Source organism: Streptomyces viridochromogenes (assembly GCF_001270495.1).
Lineage (GTDB): Bacteria > Actinomycetota > Actinomycetes > Streptomycetales > Streptomycetaceae > Streptomyces > Streptomyces viridochromogenes_A.
Window position 1 is genome coordinate 1 of record NZ_LGUR01000162.1, and the last position, 17,142, is coordinate 17,142.

The window sequence follows — 17,142 nt, forward strand, 5'->3', positions numbered from 1 at the left end:
GGCGTCCGGCGTGATCTTGTTGTCCGTACGGACGACGGAGACGTCACCCTTGCCGCTCTCCGCGTCGACCTTCCAGCCCTGCCCGGAGATCCAGTTGAGCAGCGCCACGTCCTGGGTGTTGCCGAGCTGCGGCGTGGCGATCTTCTTGCCCTTGACGTCCTTCAGGGACTTGATCTTCTCGGGGTTGACGACCAGCTTCACGCCACCCGAGGCCGACCCGGAGATGATCCGCAGGTTCTTGCCGTCCGCCTTGGTGTAGCCGTTGATGGCGGGGGAGGGGCCGATCCAGCCGATGTCGATGGACTCGGAGTTCAGCGCCTCGATCTCCGACGGACCCGCGTTGAACGTCGACGCCTTGATCGTGGTCCCGCCGAGCTCCTTCTGGAGCAGGCCCTCCTGGACGCCCACCAGGGCGGTGGCGTGCGTGAGGTTGGGGAAGTAGCCGATCTTCACTTCGTCGACGGAGAGCTTCTTGGCGTCCGCCGCGACCTCGGCCTGCTTGCCGTCGTCGGTGGACTCGGCGCCGTAGCCGCAGGCGGTCAGCAGCAGGGGGAGCGCCGCTATGACGGCGAGGGTGCGCAGGGCGGAGAGCGGTCTTGCGGCAGACACGGAGGTGTCCTCTCAGGGATGAGTGATCAGGAACGTACGGTGCGAGGCTCGCGGCCTCTGGATGCGCACCGGCACACCGCTCGCCCGCCGTCCCGACGGGGACGGCAGGGAGTACTGGGCTGGCAGGTGTGTGCGTGCGTGTGCGGTGCGGGCGGGTACCGCGGTGGCTCAGACAGGCCGACAGATGGCGCTGGACGTACGTCCGAAGTCGATGTGGCGACGCGAGGTCAGCAGAGGCAGCAACTGGTCTGTGTGGTTACGCGTGCTCATGGCGACCCCACCCCCACAGATTCCTAGTTTTCCTACCTGGTTGATGGGGATCGTGGCAGAAGCGGGCGCCGACCCCAAGGGGTTGTTCACATGATGGACGCGACTATCTCGCCTTTTGAGAATTGCGAACTCAAGGCGGACAGAAGCGCACGCGCGACCGCATCGTTCTGGCGGAAAGCGGGCGCATTGGTGCGAGGGCGGGCGAACGCGGCGACGGCCCGGCTGTTGGTGGGCGCGCCGAGGGCGATACGGCGGGGATGCGTGCCGTCCAGGGAGGGGTCCACGACGTGGCCGTCCGTGGGGGAGACGGCGAGCAGACCGGAGCGGTGGGTGTGGGTGGGGTCGCTGATGATCTCCTCGGTGAGGGCGCCGGCCCGGTGCAGATCGCGCAGGAGGGGGTCCTCGGTGCGGTCGAGGGAGGGGCCGGGCAGATACGCCTCGATCAGGGCGGTGGCGTGGACGGTGTGGCCGGGGACGGTGGGGCTGGTCGCCGTGAAGGTGCCGGTACCTTCGTCGGTGCCGATCCGGATGTCCGCGCCGAGGAAGCGGACGAACCCGGCCCGGGACAGGGCCAGCAGCTGGCGCAGCCGGAAGCCGGGCGGCCCGGACGCCAGGAAGCTGAAGAAGCCCTGCCACCAGCCGTCGAGCTGCTCGGCGACGGACCGTGCGGTCAGCCGTCCGGCGGCCACCAGACGGGGCAGCTGTCCGTAGAGGGAGAGCAGGGCGAGGAACGCCCCGAGGTCGGCGCTGAACTCCGGGTCCTCGCGGCGCGTGACGTCCCGGTCGATGTGGTCGCGCAGATGGTCCTGGAAGGCGTCCGGGGTGGGGAAGGCGAGGCCGTCCAAGGGGCGGTCCAGGGCCTCGAAGTCCAGCCGGTCCGCCGGGTCCGGTACGGCCGTGGCGACGAGGGCGGTCATCTCGTCGCCGTACCAGTCCAGGCGGTCGTACTGCGCGACGAAGTCCGGCCAGGGGAGGGCGGTGCGCTCGGGGTGGGCGTGGAAGAGCTCGTGATAGTGGCCGAAGCCGATCTCCTTGGCCATCAACGGCCATACCTCGCGCCGCAGATCCAGCGGACGCTCCTCGGCGAGCAGCGCCTCGACCGCACCGGGGCCGAAGTACCGCGGCAACGGCGGTCGCGGGCCCCGGAGCTGGTAGCGGGTCTTGGAGTGGTACGGCACTCCCCGCCGTGACCCGACGTGCAGGACGGGCTCGCGGCCGGACGGGAGGTAGGTGAGGGTGCCGTCCGGCTCGGTGCGAAAGGCGCCGCCGCGGCCCTCGGTGAGCAGGGACATCAGATCGATGAAGGCGAGCCCGAAACCGCGCAGGAGGACGTGTTCGCCGGGCCGCAGCGCGGACAGGTCGGCGTCGGCGGAGAACTCCGGCGGGAGGTGGAAGCGTCCGTGGCGGCGGGCGAAGGCGGCGTGGTCGCGGTGCGTGGTGGCGGGGGTGGAGCCGATGTGGCCCTGGGCGAGGACCACCAGGTCGGCGGTGAGCGGGGTCGCGCGGTCGGCCAGGTGCACGTGCTGCGGACCGTCCGGGGGGCCGGTGACGGCGGTCGCGGTGGTGCGGTGCCATTCGACCGTGACCGTGGGCGGCAGCTCGGCCAGCGCCCTGCGGAACACCCAGTCCAGGTAGGCGCTCTGGGCGCGGCGGGTGGCGAAGTCGCTCCCGGCCAGCGAGCGCAGCTCGGCGAGCACCTCCGGGTCGGCCGGTTCGGCGTACGGGGCGTGGCGCGGGCCCGTGCCGGAGAACTGGGCGGCCCACTCGGCGAGCGAGGGGCCCGGCCGTACCGGACCCTCGATGGTGGACGACTCGTCGGTGAACATCGTGACGTCCTCGGCCATGCTGTTCATCCGCAGCAGACCGGACTGCTCGTGCCGCCACACCCGTCCAGGCCCCGGCGGGTGCGGATCCACCAGGTGGATGCGCAACTCCCGCTTCCCGTCCCACAGTTCGGGCGCGTTGGCCGCGATCCGCTCCAGCAGCCCCGTGGCCCGCGGTCCCGCGCCGACGACGGCCAGGACGGCCGGGGCGGAGCTGCCGCTCACCGGTCACCGCCGATCGCCGGGCGGGCGTCGGCGGCCGTCGCCGCGCTCAGCCGGAGGCGTACGGCGGTCAGGTGCCCGCGCAGCCGCTGGAGCGGAGTGGGCGGCAGCGTGCGGGAGTCGCCGCGGGCGTAGTACCGCTCGACGTAGAACTGGCCCGCGCTGAGCACCGTCGTCACCGCGATGTACCACAGCGTGGCGACCATCAGCAGCGGGATGACCTGGTAGGTCTGGTTGTAGACCAGCTGCACCGAGTACAGCAGGTCGTGCACGGCCAGCACGCTGACGATGCTGGTGCCCTTCAGGGTGCCGATCAGCATGTTCCCGGCGGTCGGCACGATGGAGCGCATCGCCTGCGGGAAGACGATCCGGCGCAGGGCGCGGCGTCTGCTCAGACCGAGTGCCTGGGCGGCCTCGGTCTGTCCGGCGTCCACGGAGAGGATGCCGCCGCGCACGACCTCGGCGGCGTAGGCGGTCTCGTGCAGGGTCAGGCCGATGACGGCGGTGAGGGTCGGGCCGAACAGGTTGACCGTCTTGACGGTGACGAACTCCGGGCCGAACGGGATCCCGAGGCCGAGCGTCGGGTACAGCGCGCCGATGTTGAACCAGAACAGCAGCTGCACCAGCAGCGGCGTGGACCGGAAGATCCACACATAGCCCCAACTCAGCGTGCGCAGCACGGGGTTGGCGGAGAGCCGCATCACCGCGAGCACGGTGCCGAGCAGAAAGCCGAGCACCATCACCACCGCGGTCAGCCACAGGGAGAGCAGCAGTCCGTCGAGCACGGCGGAGGTGGTGAAGTACCGGCCCACCACGTCCCATTGGAAGGCTTCGTTGCGGACCACCGAGTTGAGCACCATCGCGAAGAACAGCAGGGCGACGGCGGCGGTCAGCCACCGTCCGGCGTGCCGGCGGGGCACGATCCGTGGCGGGTCGACGCCGACCAGCGGGGGACTCTTCGTTGCGGGATCGGACGTGAGATCGGGCGAGGTGACCATGGGGAGGCTCTCCGGGGAGGGAACGCGGGCGTGGGTGACCCCGGTGGCACTCGGTGCGGCCGGGGTTCGGCGTCGTCACGCTCGCCGCGTCCCTCAACGCGGCCGGAGGGGCTGCCGCACAACGCGGAGCCGATCCGACGTCGATCGTATGTGCCCATGCCGTTGATGTGTCAACAGCGTGCCGGCAGCTGGCTGTCCGGGCGTTCCGGCATCCGGGAGCTGCTTGACGGGGAGCACGATGTCCTGCTCAATTGGTCGCATGACTGCCCAGCAGCGCTTGGTCACGCGCGATCACATCGACTTCGGTCGGGTGTGGTCCGCGGCGTGTTGCGCCTGACTCGGCAGCGGGCCCTCTGACCGGCCCTTCCCTCCCTCGGTGACCCCGTCGCGGGCCGAGCTCCCTCTTCGCGCGCTGCCGCACCACCGCGTTCCGTCCTCACCGACGCCCGGCGTCGTCACGCCCGTACCGAAACCGTCAGCTGTCGACTGACGGCTCGTCACCCATGCCTGCGCGCAAGGCGGTTCCGTCATGCGTTGCTGCCCGCGCGCGGCATTCCCGAAAGGTCATGCCCATGCCCGTGGAGTTCCTCGGCATCGCCGCCACCAACGACGGCTCCGAAACCACGCCGCGCTCCGGCGCCGCGTTCGACAAGGAGTACACACTCCGGCTCGCCCGGGCGCACGAGGACCACGGCTGGGACCGGGTGCTGTTCGCCTACGGCGACCTGCTGGGCGACGCCGTCGACTTCGGCCGGCACGTGATCCCGATCGTCCGTGAGGAGGTCGCAAAGCGCGACGCCGAGCGGGCGGCGCGCGGCACCCGGGAGCAGGCCCTCGCGGCGGTGAACGTATGACCTCCGCACCGGAGTTGACGGCCATTCAGGTACCCGTCTCCGACCCCAGGGTCGAGCCCCTGCTGCGCGAACTCGGCGACGAGTACTCCACGCGCTACGGCAAGGACGCGCACGCGGAGATCTCCCGCTACCCGGACGAGGAGTTCACCGAGCCGTACGGCGGTCTGCTCCTGCTGCTGCTGGACCGCGGCGAGTCCGTCGCGGGCGGCGCCTTCCGCCGGTACGACGCGACCACGGCCGAGCTGAAAAGGATCTGGACCCACTCCGCGCACCGCAGACGCGGCCTCGCCCGGCGCGTCATCGCCGAACTGGAGCGCGCGGCGGGCGCCCGCGGCTACCGGCGGATCTATCTGACCACCGGGCCCCGCCAGCCCGAGGCCCGCGGCCTGTATCTGGCCACCGGCTACACACCGCTCTTCGACACCGCGGCCGACCCGGAAACCATCGGCCCACTGCCGTTCGAGAAGCACCTCACGGTCCGGGACCGCGCCGTCCGGGAACGCACGGGAAAGGCCCCCGACCAGTGAACATCCGCACGCTCGGAACCCGCCTGCGCGGCGCCGCCGCCCTGGCCCTGCTGCCCCTGCTCGCGCTGACCGCCTGCGGCTCCGGCTCCGGTGACACCGGCGGCGCGGCGGCGGTGGGTGCCCAGGCATCTCCCGCGCCGACCGACGACCCGGTCGCCGCCGTACACGAGGTGGACTCCGTCGCCGCCCTGCTGCCCGCCGACGTACGCAAGGCGGGCACGCTGCGGGTCGGCAGTTCGATCGGGTTCCCGCCCGGCGCGTACTACCCGAACGGCACCGACAAGGCACCCGTCGGCCAGGACATCGACCTCGCCGACGCCGTGGCCAAGGTGCTCGGCGTGAAACTGGAACGCCAGGACGCCTCCTTCGAGACGATCCTGCCCGCCCTCGGCAGCGGCAAGTACGACTTCGGCACCGGCAACTTCGGCGTCACCAGCGAGCGCCTGAAGACCATCGACTTCGTCACCTACATCAACGACGGCCAGGGCTTCGCGGTGAAGAAGGGCAACACCGCCCTCAAAGCGAAGGTCACCGACCTCACCGAGTTGTGCGGGCTGACCATCGGCGCCGGCGCCGGCACCACCTTCGAGGCGACCCTCACCGCACAGAAGGGCGTCTGCGCCGAGGCGGGCAAGAAGCCGTACGACGTGAAGGTCTACTCGGAGAACGCGGCGACGCTCACCGCGCTCCAGCAGGGCCGGATCGACGTGATCATGTCGACCATCAACGGCCTGCGCTACCAGGCGTCCCAGCCCGCGTCAGGGACCACCTTCCTCGGCGAGTTCCACCGACTCGACGTCGGTTTCGCCTTCAAGAAGGGCTCCCCGCTCACCAAGGCATTCCAGGCCGCCGTCGACGAGCTGATCAAGGACGGCACCTACGCCCGGATCCTCGCCAAGTGGGGCACCGCCGCCTCCGCGATCGACGCGTCGCGGATCAACCCGGCCGAGCGCAGGTGACCCATGAGCAGCGACACCAGGTCCATGAGCGGCGACACCCTCCAGGAACCGGCCACGAAGCCTGCCGACGACCCCGCCGAGCTGAAGGTCGTCCCCACCCGCCACTACGCCCGCTGGGCCGCGGGCGTCGCCGTGATCGTGCTGGTCGCCCAGTTCGCCCACGGCCTGGCCACCAACCCCGTCTGGGAATGGAACGTCTTCCGGGACTACGTCTTCTCCGAGACGATCGTCCAGGCAGTGTGGGTGACCCTCCAGCTCACCGCCTACGCCACCGTCCTCGGCTTCCTCCTCGGCACCGTGCTGGCCTTCATGCGCATGTCGCGCAGCCCGGTGCTCTCGACCGTCGCCTGGGCCTATGTCTGGATCTTCCGGTCGATCCCGATGATCGTGCAGCTGGTGTTCTGGTTCAACCTCAGCGCCCTGTACAAGGAGTTGGGTGTCGGCATCCCCTTCGGCCCGGTGTTCTGGTCCGTCGACAGCAACAGCCTCATCGGCACCATCGGTGCCGCCATCATCGGACTGACGCTGCATCAGGCCGCCTACGCCGCCGAGATCGTGCGCGGCGGCGTCCTCTCCGTGGACCACGGGCAGTTGGAGGCGGCCGCGGCGCTGGGCATCCCCCGGCTGCGGCAGATCCGCCGGATCGTGCTGCCGCAGGCCATGCGCGCCATCCTGCCCACGGCCGGCAACGAGATCATCGGCCTGCTCAAGGGCACCTCCGTGGTCTACGTGATGTCCATCGGCGAGCTGTTCTACCAGGTACAGGTGATCTACGGCCGCAACGGCCGGGTGATCCCGCTGCTGCTGGTCGCCACCGCCTGGTACGTCGTCCTCACGTCCCTCCTCTCGGTCGCCCAGTACTACGTGGAGCGCCGCTACGCGCGCGGCGCCGACCGCACCCCGCCGCCCACCCCGCTCCAGCGCGTCCGGCAGCGGTTCGTGACGAAGGAGAACTCATGAGTGCCGTCATGGTCGACGTCCACGGCGTCCACAAGAGCTTCGGTCCGCTGGAGGTGCTGCGCGGTGTCGACCTGAGCGTCCGCGCCGGCGAGGTCACCGTGATCCTCGGCCCGTCCGGCTCCGGGAAGTCCACGCTGCTGCGCACCATCAACCACCTGGAGAAGGTCAACCGCGGCTGGGTCAGCATCGACGGCGAGCTCATCGGCTACCGCCGCTCGGGGAACAAGCTGCACGAGCTGAAGGAGAAGGACGTTCTCAAGCAGCGGACCAACATCGGGTTCGTCTTCCAGAACTTCAACCTCTTCCCGCATCTGACCGTGCTGGAAAACCTCGTCGAGGCTCCTGTCTCCGCCCTGCGCCGCCCCCGCAAGGAGGCGGAGGACACCGCCCGCCGGCTTCTCGAACTGGTCGGCCTCGCCGACAAGGCCGACGCCTACCCGCGCCAGCTCTCCGGCGGCCAGCAGCAGCGCGTGGCCATCGCCCGCGCGCTCGCCCTCGAACCGAAGGTGCTGCTCTTCGACGAGCCCACCTCGGCCCTCGACCCGGAACTCGTCGGCGAAGTCCTCGACGTCATCAAGGACCTGGCCAGTACGGGCACCACCATGATCGTCGTGACCCACGAGATCGGCTTCGCCCGCGAGGTCGCCGACACCGTGGTGTTCATGGACGGCGGAGTCGTCGTGGAGCAGGGCCCGCCCGCGGCAGTCCTGGACCACCCGCGCCAGGAACGAACCCGCGCCTTCCTCTCCAAGGTCCTCTGACCCGCCCTCACCACCTCTGCTCCCAAGCCCCTGTTCCGCACGCAAGGAGGACGACCGTGTCCACCAGCCTCGCCCGCCGCCGTCCCGCCGCAGCCGCGCTCGGACTCGCATCCGCCCTCGTCCTCGCCGCCTGCGCCAACCCCACCGACGGCGGCACCACCGAGGTCGCGGCCACGTCGGGCGGCACGACGAAGATCAACATCAGCCCCGACCAGGACCGCGTCACCACCGACAAGGTCGACTCCATAGCCGCCGAGGTGCCGGAGGCGATCCGCAGGAGAGGCACCCTGGAACTCGTCGCCTCCTCCGGCTCCGCCGCGCCGCTGACCTTCTACGCCACCGACAACAAGACCGTCATCGGCGTCGAACCCGACCTCGCCTACCTGGTCGCGGACGTCCTCGGGCTCAAGCCGGACATCAACACGGTGTCCTGGGAGAACATCTTCGTCGGCCTCGACAGCGGCAAGTACGACGCCGGCCTCAGCAACATCACCGTCACCGAGGAGCGCAAGGAGAAGTACGACTTCGCCACCTACCGCGAGGACAACCTGGGCTTCGAGGCCAAGAAGGGCAGCGGCCTGAAGGTCACCGGGCCGAAGGACGTGGCGGGCAGGACCGTGGCCGTGGGCAGCGGCACCAACCAGGAGAAGCTGCTGATCGAGTGGAGCAAGGAGAACGAGAAGGCCGGCCGCAAGCCGGTGGACATCAAGTACTACCAGAACGACAGCGACACCTACCTCGCTCTCCAGTCCGGCCGTATCGACCTCTACCTCGGCCCCAACCCGACCGCCGCCTACCACGCGGCCACCACCGGCAAGACCGAGGTCGTCGGCACCTACTCCGGCGCCGGCGCCACCCTCCAGGGCCTCATCGCGGCCACCACCAAGAAGGACAGCGGCCTGGTCAAGCCGCTGGCCGACGCCCTCGACCACGTCATCGACAACGGGACGTACGCGAAGGTACTCAAGCGCTGGGGCCTGTCCGGCGAGGCCGTGACCGAGTCGGAGATCAACCCGCCCGGCCTGCCCAGGACCAACAAGTAGCGGCGCCCCCTCAAGGGGCCTCGTAAGCACGGGCGTTGCGCACGAACAGCTCGTGCAGATCGCGGACCGCCCGGGGGACCGAGCCGGAGTGCCGGCGCTGGAGCACCAGCAGCACATCGGTCTCGTCCCCCGCGAGCGGCCGTACGGTGATCGCGCCCCGCCGTTCCAGAGGGTCACCGAGGACACTGAAGTCGGGCAGCACCGTCGCCCCCAGGCCCTCGGCGACCATCAGCTTGCCCATCTCGGCGCCGTCGGTGGAGTACGAGAACGACGGCGTACGGCCGTCGAGCAGCCGGTGCAGGAAGCGGTGCATGACATAGCCGGACCGCATCACCACCAGCGGCTCGGCCAGGAGGCTCTCCGCGTCCACCGCCTCCAGCGCCGCCAGCGGACTGTCCGGACGCACACACACCACCGGCCGGCCGCGCAGCAGCTCGGTGGTCTCGAAGCCGGGCGGCAGGTCGTCGCCCCCGAGGTAGTTCACCAGCCCCAGGTCGAACGCCCCCTCCAGCAGCCCGCGCTGGATCTCGGCCTGCTGCGCCCCGGCCAACTCGACCTGGGTGAGCGGGTGCGAGGCCCGGAACTCCCGCACCGTCGGGATGACCAGCGGGACAGTGGCCGTGTTGACCGTGCCGAGCCGGACCATGCGGCTGATGCGGTGCTGGTCCCCGGCCGCCCCGCGCAGCCGGTCGACCGCGTCCAGCACACTCATGATGTGCGGCAGCAGCTCCCGCCCCTCGTCGCTGATCTTCGCCCCGGACCGCTTGCGCTCCAGCAGGTCCACGCCGAGTTCCCGCTCCAGATTGCGCACCGTCTCGCTGAGCGCCGGCTGGGACAGATGGAGTTCCTCGGCGGCGCGCCGCAGCGACCCCAGGCGTGTGACGGCGGCGATGTATTCCAGCTGTTCGATACGCACGACAGGTGCGTGCCGCCGGCCGCGCGCCGCGTTCAAGGGAAATCCTGTCACAACCTCGTGAATACCGACTCTCAGCATGTGGAATCACGTCCGGGCATTCTTGACCGGCCGGACTCCCCGCTGCTTTGATCGATGGCATGAAGCGACCGGATCTCACGCAGCGACGCCACGTCGACCTCGCGCGTGTCTCCAGCTCCTGCTGTCGCTGTCGGGTCTGAGCGCACGAGCTCGGCCTCCGAGGGAAACCCTCGCACTCACGCCGCTCTCTCTTCGCGCATTTCACCGCCGGCCGAATTCCGTCGTGATTTCGGCCCGTGGTTTCGGCTCGTGATTTCCGCTTTCCCAGGGACGGCGTTCCCGCACGCCTGAATCCCGGTCACCGAACACGTTTCCCTGTCACGCACGCGCCCCGTTTCGCGTGCGCAGTCATGCCAGGAGTTCCCATGCCCGTACCGCCCGGATCCGACCCCGTCCGCTTCGCCTACTGGGTGCCGAACGTCAGCGGCGGCCTGGTCACCAGCACCATCGAGCAGCGCACCGACTGGGGCTACGACTACAACCGCGAACTGGCCGTCCTCGCCGAGAGCAACGGCTTCGACTACGCCCTCAGCCAGGTCCGCTACATGGCCAGCTACGGCGCCGAGTTCCAGCACGAGTCGACCAGCTTCAGCCTCGCCCTGCTCCTCGCCACCCAGCGGCTCAAGGTCATCGCCGCCGTCCATCCGGGCCTGTGGCACCCCGGCGTCCTCGCCAAGCTCGGCGCCACCGCCGACCACCTCTCGAACGGCCGCTTCGCCGTCAACGTCGTCAGCGGCTGGTTCAAAGGAGAGTTCACCGCCCTCGGCGAGCCGTGGCTGGAGCACGACGAGCGCTACCGCCGCTCGGAGGAGTTCATCACCGCCCTGCGCAAGATCTGGACCGAGGACCACACCGAACTCGCCGGTGACTTCTACCGGTTGCGTGACTTCTCCCTCAAGCCCAAGCCGCTCAACACCGTCGAGCGCCCGCACCCGGAGATCTTCCAGGGCGGCAACTCCACCGCCGCCCGCGCCATGGCCGGCCGGGTCTCCGACTGGTACTTCAGCAACGGCAAGGACTTCGACGGCGTCACCGAGCAGATCAACGACGTCCGCGCCGCCGCCGCCCAAGTGGGCCGTACGGCACCGAAGTTCGGCCTCAACGGCTTCCTCATCGCCCGCGACACCGAGGCCGAGGCCCGCGACACACTGCGCGAGATCGTCTCCAAGGCCAACACCGAGGCCGTCCACGGCTTCCGCGACGCCGTCCAGCAGGCCGGTCCGTCCACCGCCGACGGCAAGGGCATGTGGCAGGACTCCGGCTTCGAGGACCTCGTCCAGTACAACGACGGCTTCCGCACGGGCCTGATCGGCACGCCCGAGCAGATCGCCGAGCGGATCGTCGCCTACAAGCGGCTCGGCGTCGACCTCTTCCTCCTCGGCTTCCTGCACTACCTGGAGGAGGTCGAGTACTTCGGCAAGCGGGTGCTGCCCCTCGTACGCGAACTGGAGGCCCAGGAGGCCGAGTCGGAGCCCGTCGCCGCCGCCCACGCCTGACCGCCACCCACACCCACAGCTGACAAGGGGATCCCCATGAGCACCGCCGCACCGGCCGACTTCAAGACCGCCCCCGCCCCGAAGGACGCCGAGGGCTGGCTCGCCCGCGCCGCCGAGGTCGCCGCCGTCCTCGCCACCGACGCCGCCGCCCGCGACAAGGCGGCCGCCACCCCGTACGCCGAGGTCCAACTGCTGAAGGACTCCGGCCTCGTCACCCTCCTCGGCCCCGTCGAGCACGGCGGCGCGGGCCAGGACTGGCCCACCGCCTACCGCGTGGTCCGCGAGGTCGCCAAGGCCGACGGCTCCATCGGCCAGCTGCTCGGCTACCACTACCTGTGGAACTGGGCCGCCCGACTGGTCGGCACCCGCGAACAGTGGGAGCAGGTCGAGGCCGAGGCCGCCCGCAACCGGTGGTTCTTCGGCGGCGCGGTCAACCCGCGGGACGAGGACGTGGTGGTGAGGGACGAGGGCGACACCCTCACCTTCACCGGCCGCAAGACCTTCTCCACCGGCAGCAAGGTCTCCGACGTCACCGTGCTCGAAGGCGTCCTGGAGGGCACCGACGACCACGTCTTCGCCATCGTCCCGTCCGACAGCGAGGGCCTGACCTTCCACGACGACTGGGACAACATCGGCCAGCGCCTGACCGAGAGCGGCGGCGTCACCCTCGACGCCGTACGCGTGCCCTGGTCGGCCGCGGCGGGATACGTGGACAAGCAGTTCCGGCCGCGCATCTACAACACCCTCAATGTGCCGACCATCCAGCTCGTCTTCGTCAACTTCTACCTCGGCATCGCCGCCGGCGGCCTGGAGACCGCCGCCACCTACACCCGGACCAAGTCCCGTGCCTGGCTGCACGGCGGTCACGAGCACGCCGTCGACGAGCCGTACGTCATCGACACCTATGGCGACCTCACCGCCAAGCTGTGGGCCGCCGAGGCACTCGCCGACGCCGTGGCCGCCGAGGGCCAGAAGCTGCACGACGACCCGGACGCGGTCACCGAGCAGGCCCGCGGCGAGTTCGAGGTGCGGGTGGCCGCGGTGAAGGCCCGCGCCACCGACGTGGCCCTGGAGGTCACCAACCGGATCTTCGAGGTGACCGGCGCCCGCGCCACCGCCTCCACCGAGGGCCTCGACCGCTTCTGGCGCAACGTCCGCACCCACACCCTCCACGACCCGGTCGCCTACAAGCGCCGCGAGGTCGGCCGCCACGTCCTCACCGGCGAACTGCCGCAGCCCACCTGGTACTCCTGAAAGGTCGGTCCTCCCATGGCCACCATCCTCTCCGTCTCCGGCAGCCCCTCCGCCGGCTCCCGCACCGCGCGGCTGCTGCGCCACCTGGACGACCGGCTCGCGGCCCAGGGCCACGAGGTGATCCCGCTCGACGTCCGCACCCTCCCGCCCGAGGCCCTGCTGCACGCCGACTTCCGGCACCCGGCGATCGTCGAGGCCACCGCCCTGGTCGAGCGCGCGGACGGCATCGTCATCGGCACCCCCGTCTACAAGGCCGCCTACTCCGGCCTGCTGAAGTCGCTGCTCGACCTGCTCCCGCAGTACGCCCTCGCGGGCAAGACCGTCCTCCCGCTGGCCACCGGCGGCACCACCGCCCACGTCCTGGCCATCGACTACGCCCTGCGCCCCGTCCTCAACTCCATGGGTCCCGCCCACATCACCCCGGGCTGGTTCACCCTCGACAAGGACATCGCCGTGGGCGACGACGGCACCCTGACCGTCGCGCCCGGCACCGCCGAGGCCCTGGCCCAGGTCACCGACCAGTTCTCGCTCGCCCTCGGTGGCCGCCCGACCCTGCTGGCGGCCACCGGATGACCGCCGCGCACGTCCTCGCCGGCGACGCCGAGGCCCTCGGCGTCGCCGCCGAACTGGCCGCGGACTTCCGCAAGGACGCCGCCGAGCGGGACGCCCGGCGCCGGCTGCCGCACGCGGAGCTGGAGCGGCTGTCCGCCTCCGGGCTCCTCGGGGTGACGGTGCCCGCGCGGTTCGGCGGCGCGGACGTCCGCACGGAGACACTCGCCGAGATCTTCCGGCTGCTGGCCTCGGCCGACGCCAGCCTCGCCCAGATCCCGCAGAGCCACTTCGTGTACGTCAACGTGCTGCGCCGGCAGGGGACGCGGGAGCAGCAGGAGTTCTTCTTCGGTGAGGTCCTGGCGGGGAAGCGGTTCGGCAACGCCCAGTCGGAGGCGGGCACGAGCCATGTGCAGGACATCCGGACGCGGCTCAGGCGGCGCCCGGACGGGTCGTACGCTCTCGACGGCGTCAAGCACTACTCCACCGGCGCCCTGTTCGCCGACTGGATCCCCGTCCTCGCCCGCGCCGACGACGACAACCTGCACGTGGCGTACGTACCGCGGGACGCGCCCGGTCTCACGGTCGTGGACGACTGGGACGGCATGGGGCAGCGCACCACCGCCAGCGGAACCGTCCGCCTGGAGTCGGTACCCGTGCCCGCCGACCGGGTGGTGCCGCACCACCTCACCTTCCAGGGGCCCCAACTCCACGGCGCCGTCGCCCAGTTGCTGCACGCCGCCATCGACGCGGGGATCGCCTCCGGCGCCCTGGCCGAGGCGGTGGAGTTCGTCCGCACCAAGAGCCGTCCCTGGTTCGAGAGCGTCGACGACGGACACGCAGCCGCCGCCGAGGACCCCCTGCTGATCCAGCGGTTCGGCGAACTGGCGATCCGGGTCCGGGCCGCCGACGCGCTGCTCGCCACCGCGGCGCGCTCCGTGGACGCGGCCCGCGCCGAGCTGACCGACGACTCGGCCGCCGAGTCCTCGATCGCGGTGGCCGCCGCCAAGGTGACCGCGGCGGAGGCGGCCGTGGAGGTCGGCAGTGCCCTCTTCGAGGTGGCCGGCACCCGGTCGGCGCTCGACTCCCTGGGCCTGCACCGCCACTGGCGCGACGCCCGCACCCACACCCTGCACGACCCGACGCGCTGGAAGGTCCAGCACATCGGCCGCCACGTGCTGAACGGCACCAGGCCGCCCCGGCACGGACTGCTGTGAAGCCCCGTCCGACGCCCCCCGTTTCTGATCGGAGACCGACGTGTCCCTCACGTTCCACTGGTTCCTGCCCACCAACGGCGACAGCCGCCACGTCGTCGGCGGCGGACACGGCACCCCCGCCACCGTGTCCGGCCGTGACCGGCCACCGACGGTCGCCTACCTCAGCCAGATCGCCCGCGCGGCCGAGGATCTGGGGTTCGTCGGCGCGCTCACCCCGACCGGCGCCTGGTGCGAGGACGCCTGGCTGACGACCGCGATGGTCAGCCAGAACACCGAGCGGCTGAAGTTCCTGGTCGCCTTCCGGCCCGGCTTCGTCTCGCCCACCCTCGCCGCGCAGATGGCGTCCACCTTCCAGCGCCAGAGCGGCGGACGGCTCCTGCTGAACGTGGTGACGGGCGGGGAGAGCCACGAGCAGCGCGCCTACGGCGACTTCCTCGACAAGGACGACCGGTATCGCCGTACCGGTGAATTCCTGCAGATCGTACGGGGGTTGTGGGAGGGCAAGACCGTCGACCTGGTCGGCGAGCACCTCCAGGTCGAGGACGCGAAGCTGGCCCGCGTGCCCGACCCGGTCCCGGAGGTGTACTTCGGCGGCTCGTCACCCATCGCCGGGGAGATCGCCGCCCGGCACGTCGACGTCTATCTCACATGGGGCGAGCCGCCGGCCGCCGTCGCCGAGAAGATCGCCTGGATCCGGGCGCTGGCGGAGAAGGAGGGCCGGAGCGTCCGTTTCGGCATCCGTCTGCACGTCATCACCCGGGACACGAGTGAGGAGGCTTGGGCGGAGGCCCGGCGGCTGCTGGCCGGCTTCGACACGGAGACCGTACGGGCCGTGCAGGCCGGGCTCGCGCGCAGCGAGTCCGAGGGGCAGCAGCGCATGCTCGCCCTGCACGGCGGCAGCAGCGACGAGCTGGAGATCCACCCGAACCTGTGGGCCGGCATCGGCCTCGTCCGCGGTGGCGCGGGCACGGCGCTGGTCGGCAGTCACGAAGAGGTCGCCGAGCGGATCGCCGAGTACCACCGGCTGGGCATCGACGAGTTCGTGCTGTCGGGCTACCCGCACCTGGAGGAGGCGTACTGGTTCGGTGAGGGCGTGCTGCCGCGGCTGGAGGCGCAAGGGCTGTGGAACCACCCGTTCCGCAGCGCGGCGGCCGCACGGTCCGAGGCTCAGGTGCCCTTCGTGGAGCGGGAATCGGCCAAGGCGACGCATATTCCCTAGATTTCCTATCGATTTACTAGGGAAGTGTTGACCCCTCTCGGTCGGGCGAGTGAGGATGACGCTGACCGGGTCGGCCGGGCAGCCCGGGACAGCGTTTCTCTTCTGCCGTGAAGGAAGTCCGCCATGACAAGCGCACCACCGGCCGACGAGGCGGCCGAAGCCGGAGCCCGGCCGGTCGACTGGCCGCACACGGCCCGTGAGCTGGCCGACGACCTCGCCACCGACGCGGTCGAGCGCGAGCAGGCGGGCAAGCCGCCTCTCGACGAGGTCGCGCGGCTGCGCGAGTCGGGGCTGCTCACCCTCCTCGTACCGGCCGCACTCGGCGGAGGGGGCGCGGACTGGCGCACCGCCTACACGGTCGTGCGAACAGTCGCCGCGGCCGACGGGGCCATCGGCCATCTGCTCGGCAGCCACTACTTCCTGTCCCACAGCGTCCGGTTCTTCGCCGGCCCCGACCGCGCCGCACGCGTCGAGCGGGCGTCCGCGGCGGGGGAGTGGTACTGGGGAGGCGGCATCGCCTCGCAGGAACCGCCGCTCATGCTGACCCCCACGACGGACGGCTTCCTGCTGGACGGCCACCAGAGGTACGGCTCCGGAGTCGGGGTCGCCGACCGGCTGGTGGTCCGCGCCGCCGTGCCCGGCACCGGCGAGCCCCTCGCCGTCCTCGTCGACACCGCCCACCCGGGCCTGGTGAGCGGCAACGGCGGCGACACCTTCGGCCAGCGGCTGGCGGCCGCCGGCGGCGTGGGGTTCGACTCCGTGCCGGTCGCGGCCGACGACGTGCTCGGCTCGCTGTCCGCGGACGACGGTGCCCTGGCACCCTTCACCGGGCTCGCCGTGCCGACCGCCAGGCTGGTCTCCGCCCACTGCTGTCTCGGCGCGGCCGAGGGGCTGCTCGGCGAGGTCCGCGAGCACGGCCGGGCGGCGCAGTCCGCCTGGCAGCCGTTCTCGCCCCAGCCCTGGCCGGGCAGCCCGCCGCAGGATCCGTACGTTCTGACGGCGTACGGCGAACTCGCCGTGGCCGCGCGCGCCGCGTCCGCGCTCGCCGACCAGGCGGTGGCGGCCCTGACGCGCGGCCTCGGACGGGGCGAGGACCTGGACGACGAGGAGTGCGCGGAGATCGCCGTCCTCGCGAGCGCGGCCGAGGCGGCCGCCTCCCGGGCCGCGCAGGAGATCAGCACGCATGCCCTGGACGCCGTAGGCGTGCCCGCGGCCTTCGCGCGACACGGCCTGGACCGCTTCTGGCGCGACACCCGCACGCACACCCTGCGCGAGCCGGTCGCCCACCGACTGCGCGAGGTCGGGGACTACTTCCTCAACGGCGCGCACCCCCCGTTCAGCCTCCCCGCCTGACCGAGGGGCGGGCGGGCGCGGAACGGGCACGGCG

Annotated in this window: 16 protein-coding genes and 1 pseudogene; 13 read left to right on the forward strand and 4 right to left on the reverse strand. The window is 71.1% G+C overall.

Going from position 1 to position 17,142, the window contains the following annotated elements; translation table 11 throughout:
• The 3 genes from ADK36_RS16495 to ADK36_RS16505 form a co-directional block, all read right to left on the reverse strand.
• The coding region (locus ADK36_RS16495) for an ABC transporter substrate-binding protein (RefSeq protein ID WP_159391165.1) at window positions 1-609 on the reverse strand (609 nt) is incomplete at its 3' end.
• 356 nt (window positions 610-965) lie between these two features.
• Window positions 966-2,927, reverse strand: a complete 1,962-nt coding sequence (locus ADK36_RS16500; RefSeq protein WP_053198064.1) for an FAD/NAD(P)-binding protein — start codon at window positions 2,925-2,927, stop codon at window positions 966-968.
• Complete coding sequence (locus tag ADK36_RS16505) at window positions 2,924-3,922, reverse strand: amino acid ABC transporter permease (protein ID WP_048580018.1); 999 nt, start codon at window positions 3,920-3,922, stop codon at window positions 2,924-2,926. The genes ADK36_RS16500 and ADK36_RS16505 overlap by 4 nt, the downstream gene beginning before the upstream one ends.
• A 572-nt stretch (window positions 3,923-4,494) precedes the next feature.
• Here ADK36_RS16505 and ADK36_RS50220 point away from each other — a divergent pair.
• The 6 genes and pseudogenes from ADK36_RS50220 to ADK36_RS16535 all read left to right on the forward strand — a co-directional run.
• Window positions 4,495-4,644, forward strand: a pseudogene (locus ADK36_RS50220) (LLM class flavin-dependent oxidoreductase); the annotation flags it as partial.
• A 128-nt stretch (window positions 4,645-4,772) separates the two neighbouring features.
• Window positions 4,773-5,303 carry a GNAT family N-acetyltransferase gene (locus ADK36_RS16515; protein ID WP_048580020.1) on the forward strand — a complete coding sequence of 177 codons (531 nt, stop codon included), beginning with the start codon at window positions 4,773-4,775 and terminating at the stop codon, window positions 5,301-5,303.
• Window positions 5,300-6,262: an ABC transporter substrate-binding protein gene (locus tag ADK36_RS16520; RefSeq protein WP_053198067.1), complete on the forward strand. Its 963-nt coding sequence runs from the start codon at window positions 5,300-5,302 to the stop codon at window positions 6,260-6,262. Before ADK36_RS16515 ends, ADK36_RS16520 begins: the two co-directional genes overlap by 4 nt.
• Window positions 6,263-6,286: 24 nt before the next feature.
• A complete protein-coding gene (locus tag ADK36_RS16525; protein ID WP_053198115.1) occupies window positions 6,287-7,222 on the forward strand; it encodes an amino acid ABC transporter permease in 936 nt (311 codons plus the stop codon).
• On the forward strand, window positions 7,219-7,983 hold the full coding sequence (locus ADK36_RS16530) for an amino acid ABC transporter ATP-binding protein (protein WP_048580022.1): 765 nt from the start codon (window positions 7,219-7,221) through the stop codon (window positions 7,981-7,983). The genes ADK36_RS16525 and ADK36_RS16530 overlap by 4 nt, the downstream gene beginning before the upstream one ends.
• 56 nt (window positions 7,984-8,039) lie before the next feature.
• Window positions 8,040-9,026, forward strand: coding sequence for an ABC transporter substrate-binding protein (locus ADK36_RS16535; RefSeq protein WP_048580023.1), 987 nt, complete (start codon window positions 8,040-8,042; stop codon window positions 9,024-9,026).
• Window positions 9,027-9,036: 10 nt separating this feature from the next.
• Here the strand turns inward: ADK36_RS16535 and ADK36_RS16540 are convergent, their stop codons facing one another.
• Complete coding sequence (locus ADK36_RS16540) at window positions 9,037-9,942, reverse strand: LysR family transcriptional regulator (RefSeq protein WP_048580127.1); 906 nt, start codon at window positions 9,940-9,942, stop codon at window positions 9,037-9,039.
• Window positions 9,943-10,079: 137 nt separating this feature from the next.
• Between ADK36_RS16540 and ADK36_RS51445 the strand changes: the two genes are divergently transcribed.
• The 7 genes from ADK36_RS51445 (at window position 10,080) to ADK36_RS16570 (ending at window position 17,108) form a co-directional block, all read left to right on the forward strand.
• Window positions 10,080-10,160, forward strand: coding sequence for a putative leader peptide (locus ADK36_RS51445; protein ID WP_361305046.1), 81 nt, complete (start codon window positions 10,080-10,082; stop codon window positions 10,158-10,160).
• A 225-nt stretch (window positions 10,161-10,385) separates the two neighbouring features.
• Window positions 10,386-11,516: a dimethylsulfone monooxygenase SfnG gene (sfnG, locus tag ADK36_RS16545; protein WP_048580024.1), complete on the forward strand. Its 1,131-nt coding sequence runs from the start codon at window positions 10,386-10,388 to the stop codon at window positions 11,514-11,516.
• A gap of 36 nt (window positions 11,517-11,552) precedes the next feature.
• Window positions 11,553-12,770 carry an acyl-CoA dehydrogenase family protein gene (locus ADK36_RS16550; RefSeq protein WP_048580025.1) on the forward strand — a complete coding sequence of 406 codons (1,218 nt, stop codon included), beginning with the start codon at window positions 11,553-11,555 and terminating at the stop codon, window positions 12,768-12,770.
• Between the two features lie 15 nt (window positions 12,771-12,785).
• On the forward strand, window positions 12,786-13,343 hold the full coding sequence (gene ssuE, locus ADK36_RS16555) for an NADPH-dependent FMN reductase (RefSeq protein ID WP_048580026.1): 558 nt from the start codon (window positions 12,786-12,788) through the stop codon (window positions 13,341-13,343).
• The gene (locus ADK36_RS16560; RefSeq protein ID WP_048580027.1) at window positions 13,340-14,536 is read left to right on the forward strand and encodes an SfnB family sulfur acquisition oxidoreductase; all 1,197 of its coding nucleotides are present in this window, start codon (window positions 13,340-13,342) and stop codon (window positions 14,534-14,536) included. The genes ssuE and ADK36_RS16560 overlap by 4 nt, the downstream gene beginning before the upstream one ends.
• A gap of 40 nt (window positions 14,537-14,576) precedes the next feature.
• A complete protein-coding gene (locus tag ADK36_RS16565) occupies window positions 14,577-15,755 on the forward strand; it encodes an LLM class flavin-dependent oxidoreductase (protein WP_048580028.1) in 1,179 nt (392 codons plus the stop codon).
• A gap of 123 nt (window positions 15,756-15,878) precedes the next feature.
• A complete protein-coding gene (locus ADK36_RS16570; RefSeq protein ID WP_048580029.1) occupies window positions 15,879-17,108 on the forward strand; it encodes an acyl-CoA dehydrogenase family protein in 1,230 nt (409 codons plus the stop codon).
• Window positions 17,109-17,142: the final 34 nt, after the last annotated feature.

What these genes read in the sequence shown, in the direction of transcription:
- ADK36_RS16505 (WP_048580018.1), bottom strand. Translation starts at nt 3,922, where the DNA reads ATGGTCACCTCGCCCGATCTCACGTCCGATCCCGCAACGAAGAGTCCC.
- ADK36_RS16515 (WP_048580020.1), top strand. Translation starts at nt 4,773, where the DNA reads ATGACCTCCGCACCGGAGTTGACGGCCATTCAGGTACCCGTCTCCGAC.
- ADK36_RS16525 (WP_053198115.1), top strand. Translation starts at nt 6,287, where the DNA reads ATGAGCGGCGACACCCTCCAGGAACCGGCCACGAAGCCTGCCGACGAC.
- ADK36_RS16530 (WP_048580022.1), top strand. Translation starts at nt 7,219, where the DNA reads ATGAGTGCCGTCATGGTCGACGTCCACGGCGTCCACAAGAGCTTCGGT.
- ADK36_RS51445 (WP_361305046.1), top strand. Translation starts at nt 10,080, where the DNA reads ATGAAGCGACCGGATCTCACGCAGCGACGCCACGTCGACCTCGCGCGT.
- sfnG (WP_048580024.1), top strand. Translation starts at nt 10,386, where the DNA reads ATGCCCGTACCGCCCGGATCCGACCCCGTCCGCTTCGCCTACTGGGTG.
- ADK36_RS16550 (WP_048580025.1), top strand. Translation starts at nt 11,553, where the DNA reads ATGAGCACCGCCGCACCGGCCGACTTCAAGACCGCCCCCGCCCCGAAG.
- ssuE (WP_048580026.1), top strand. Translation starts at nt 12,786, where the DNA reads ATGGCCACCATCCTCTCCGTCTCCGGCAGCCCCTCCGCCGGCTCCCGC.
- ADK36_RS16560 (WP_048580027.1), top strand. Translation starts at nt 13,340, where the DNA reads ATGACCGCCGCGCACGTCCTCGCCGGCGACGCCGAGGCCCTCGGCGTC.
- ADK36_RS16570 (WP_048580029.1), top strand. Translation starts at nt 15,879, where the DNA reads ATGACAAGCGCACCACCGGCCGACGAGGCGGCCGAAGCCGGAGCCCGG.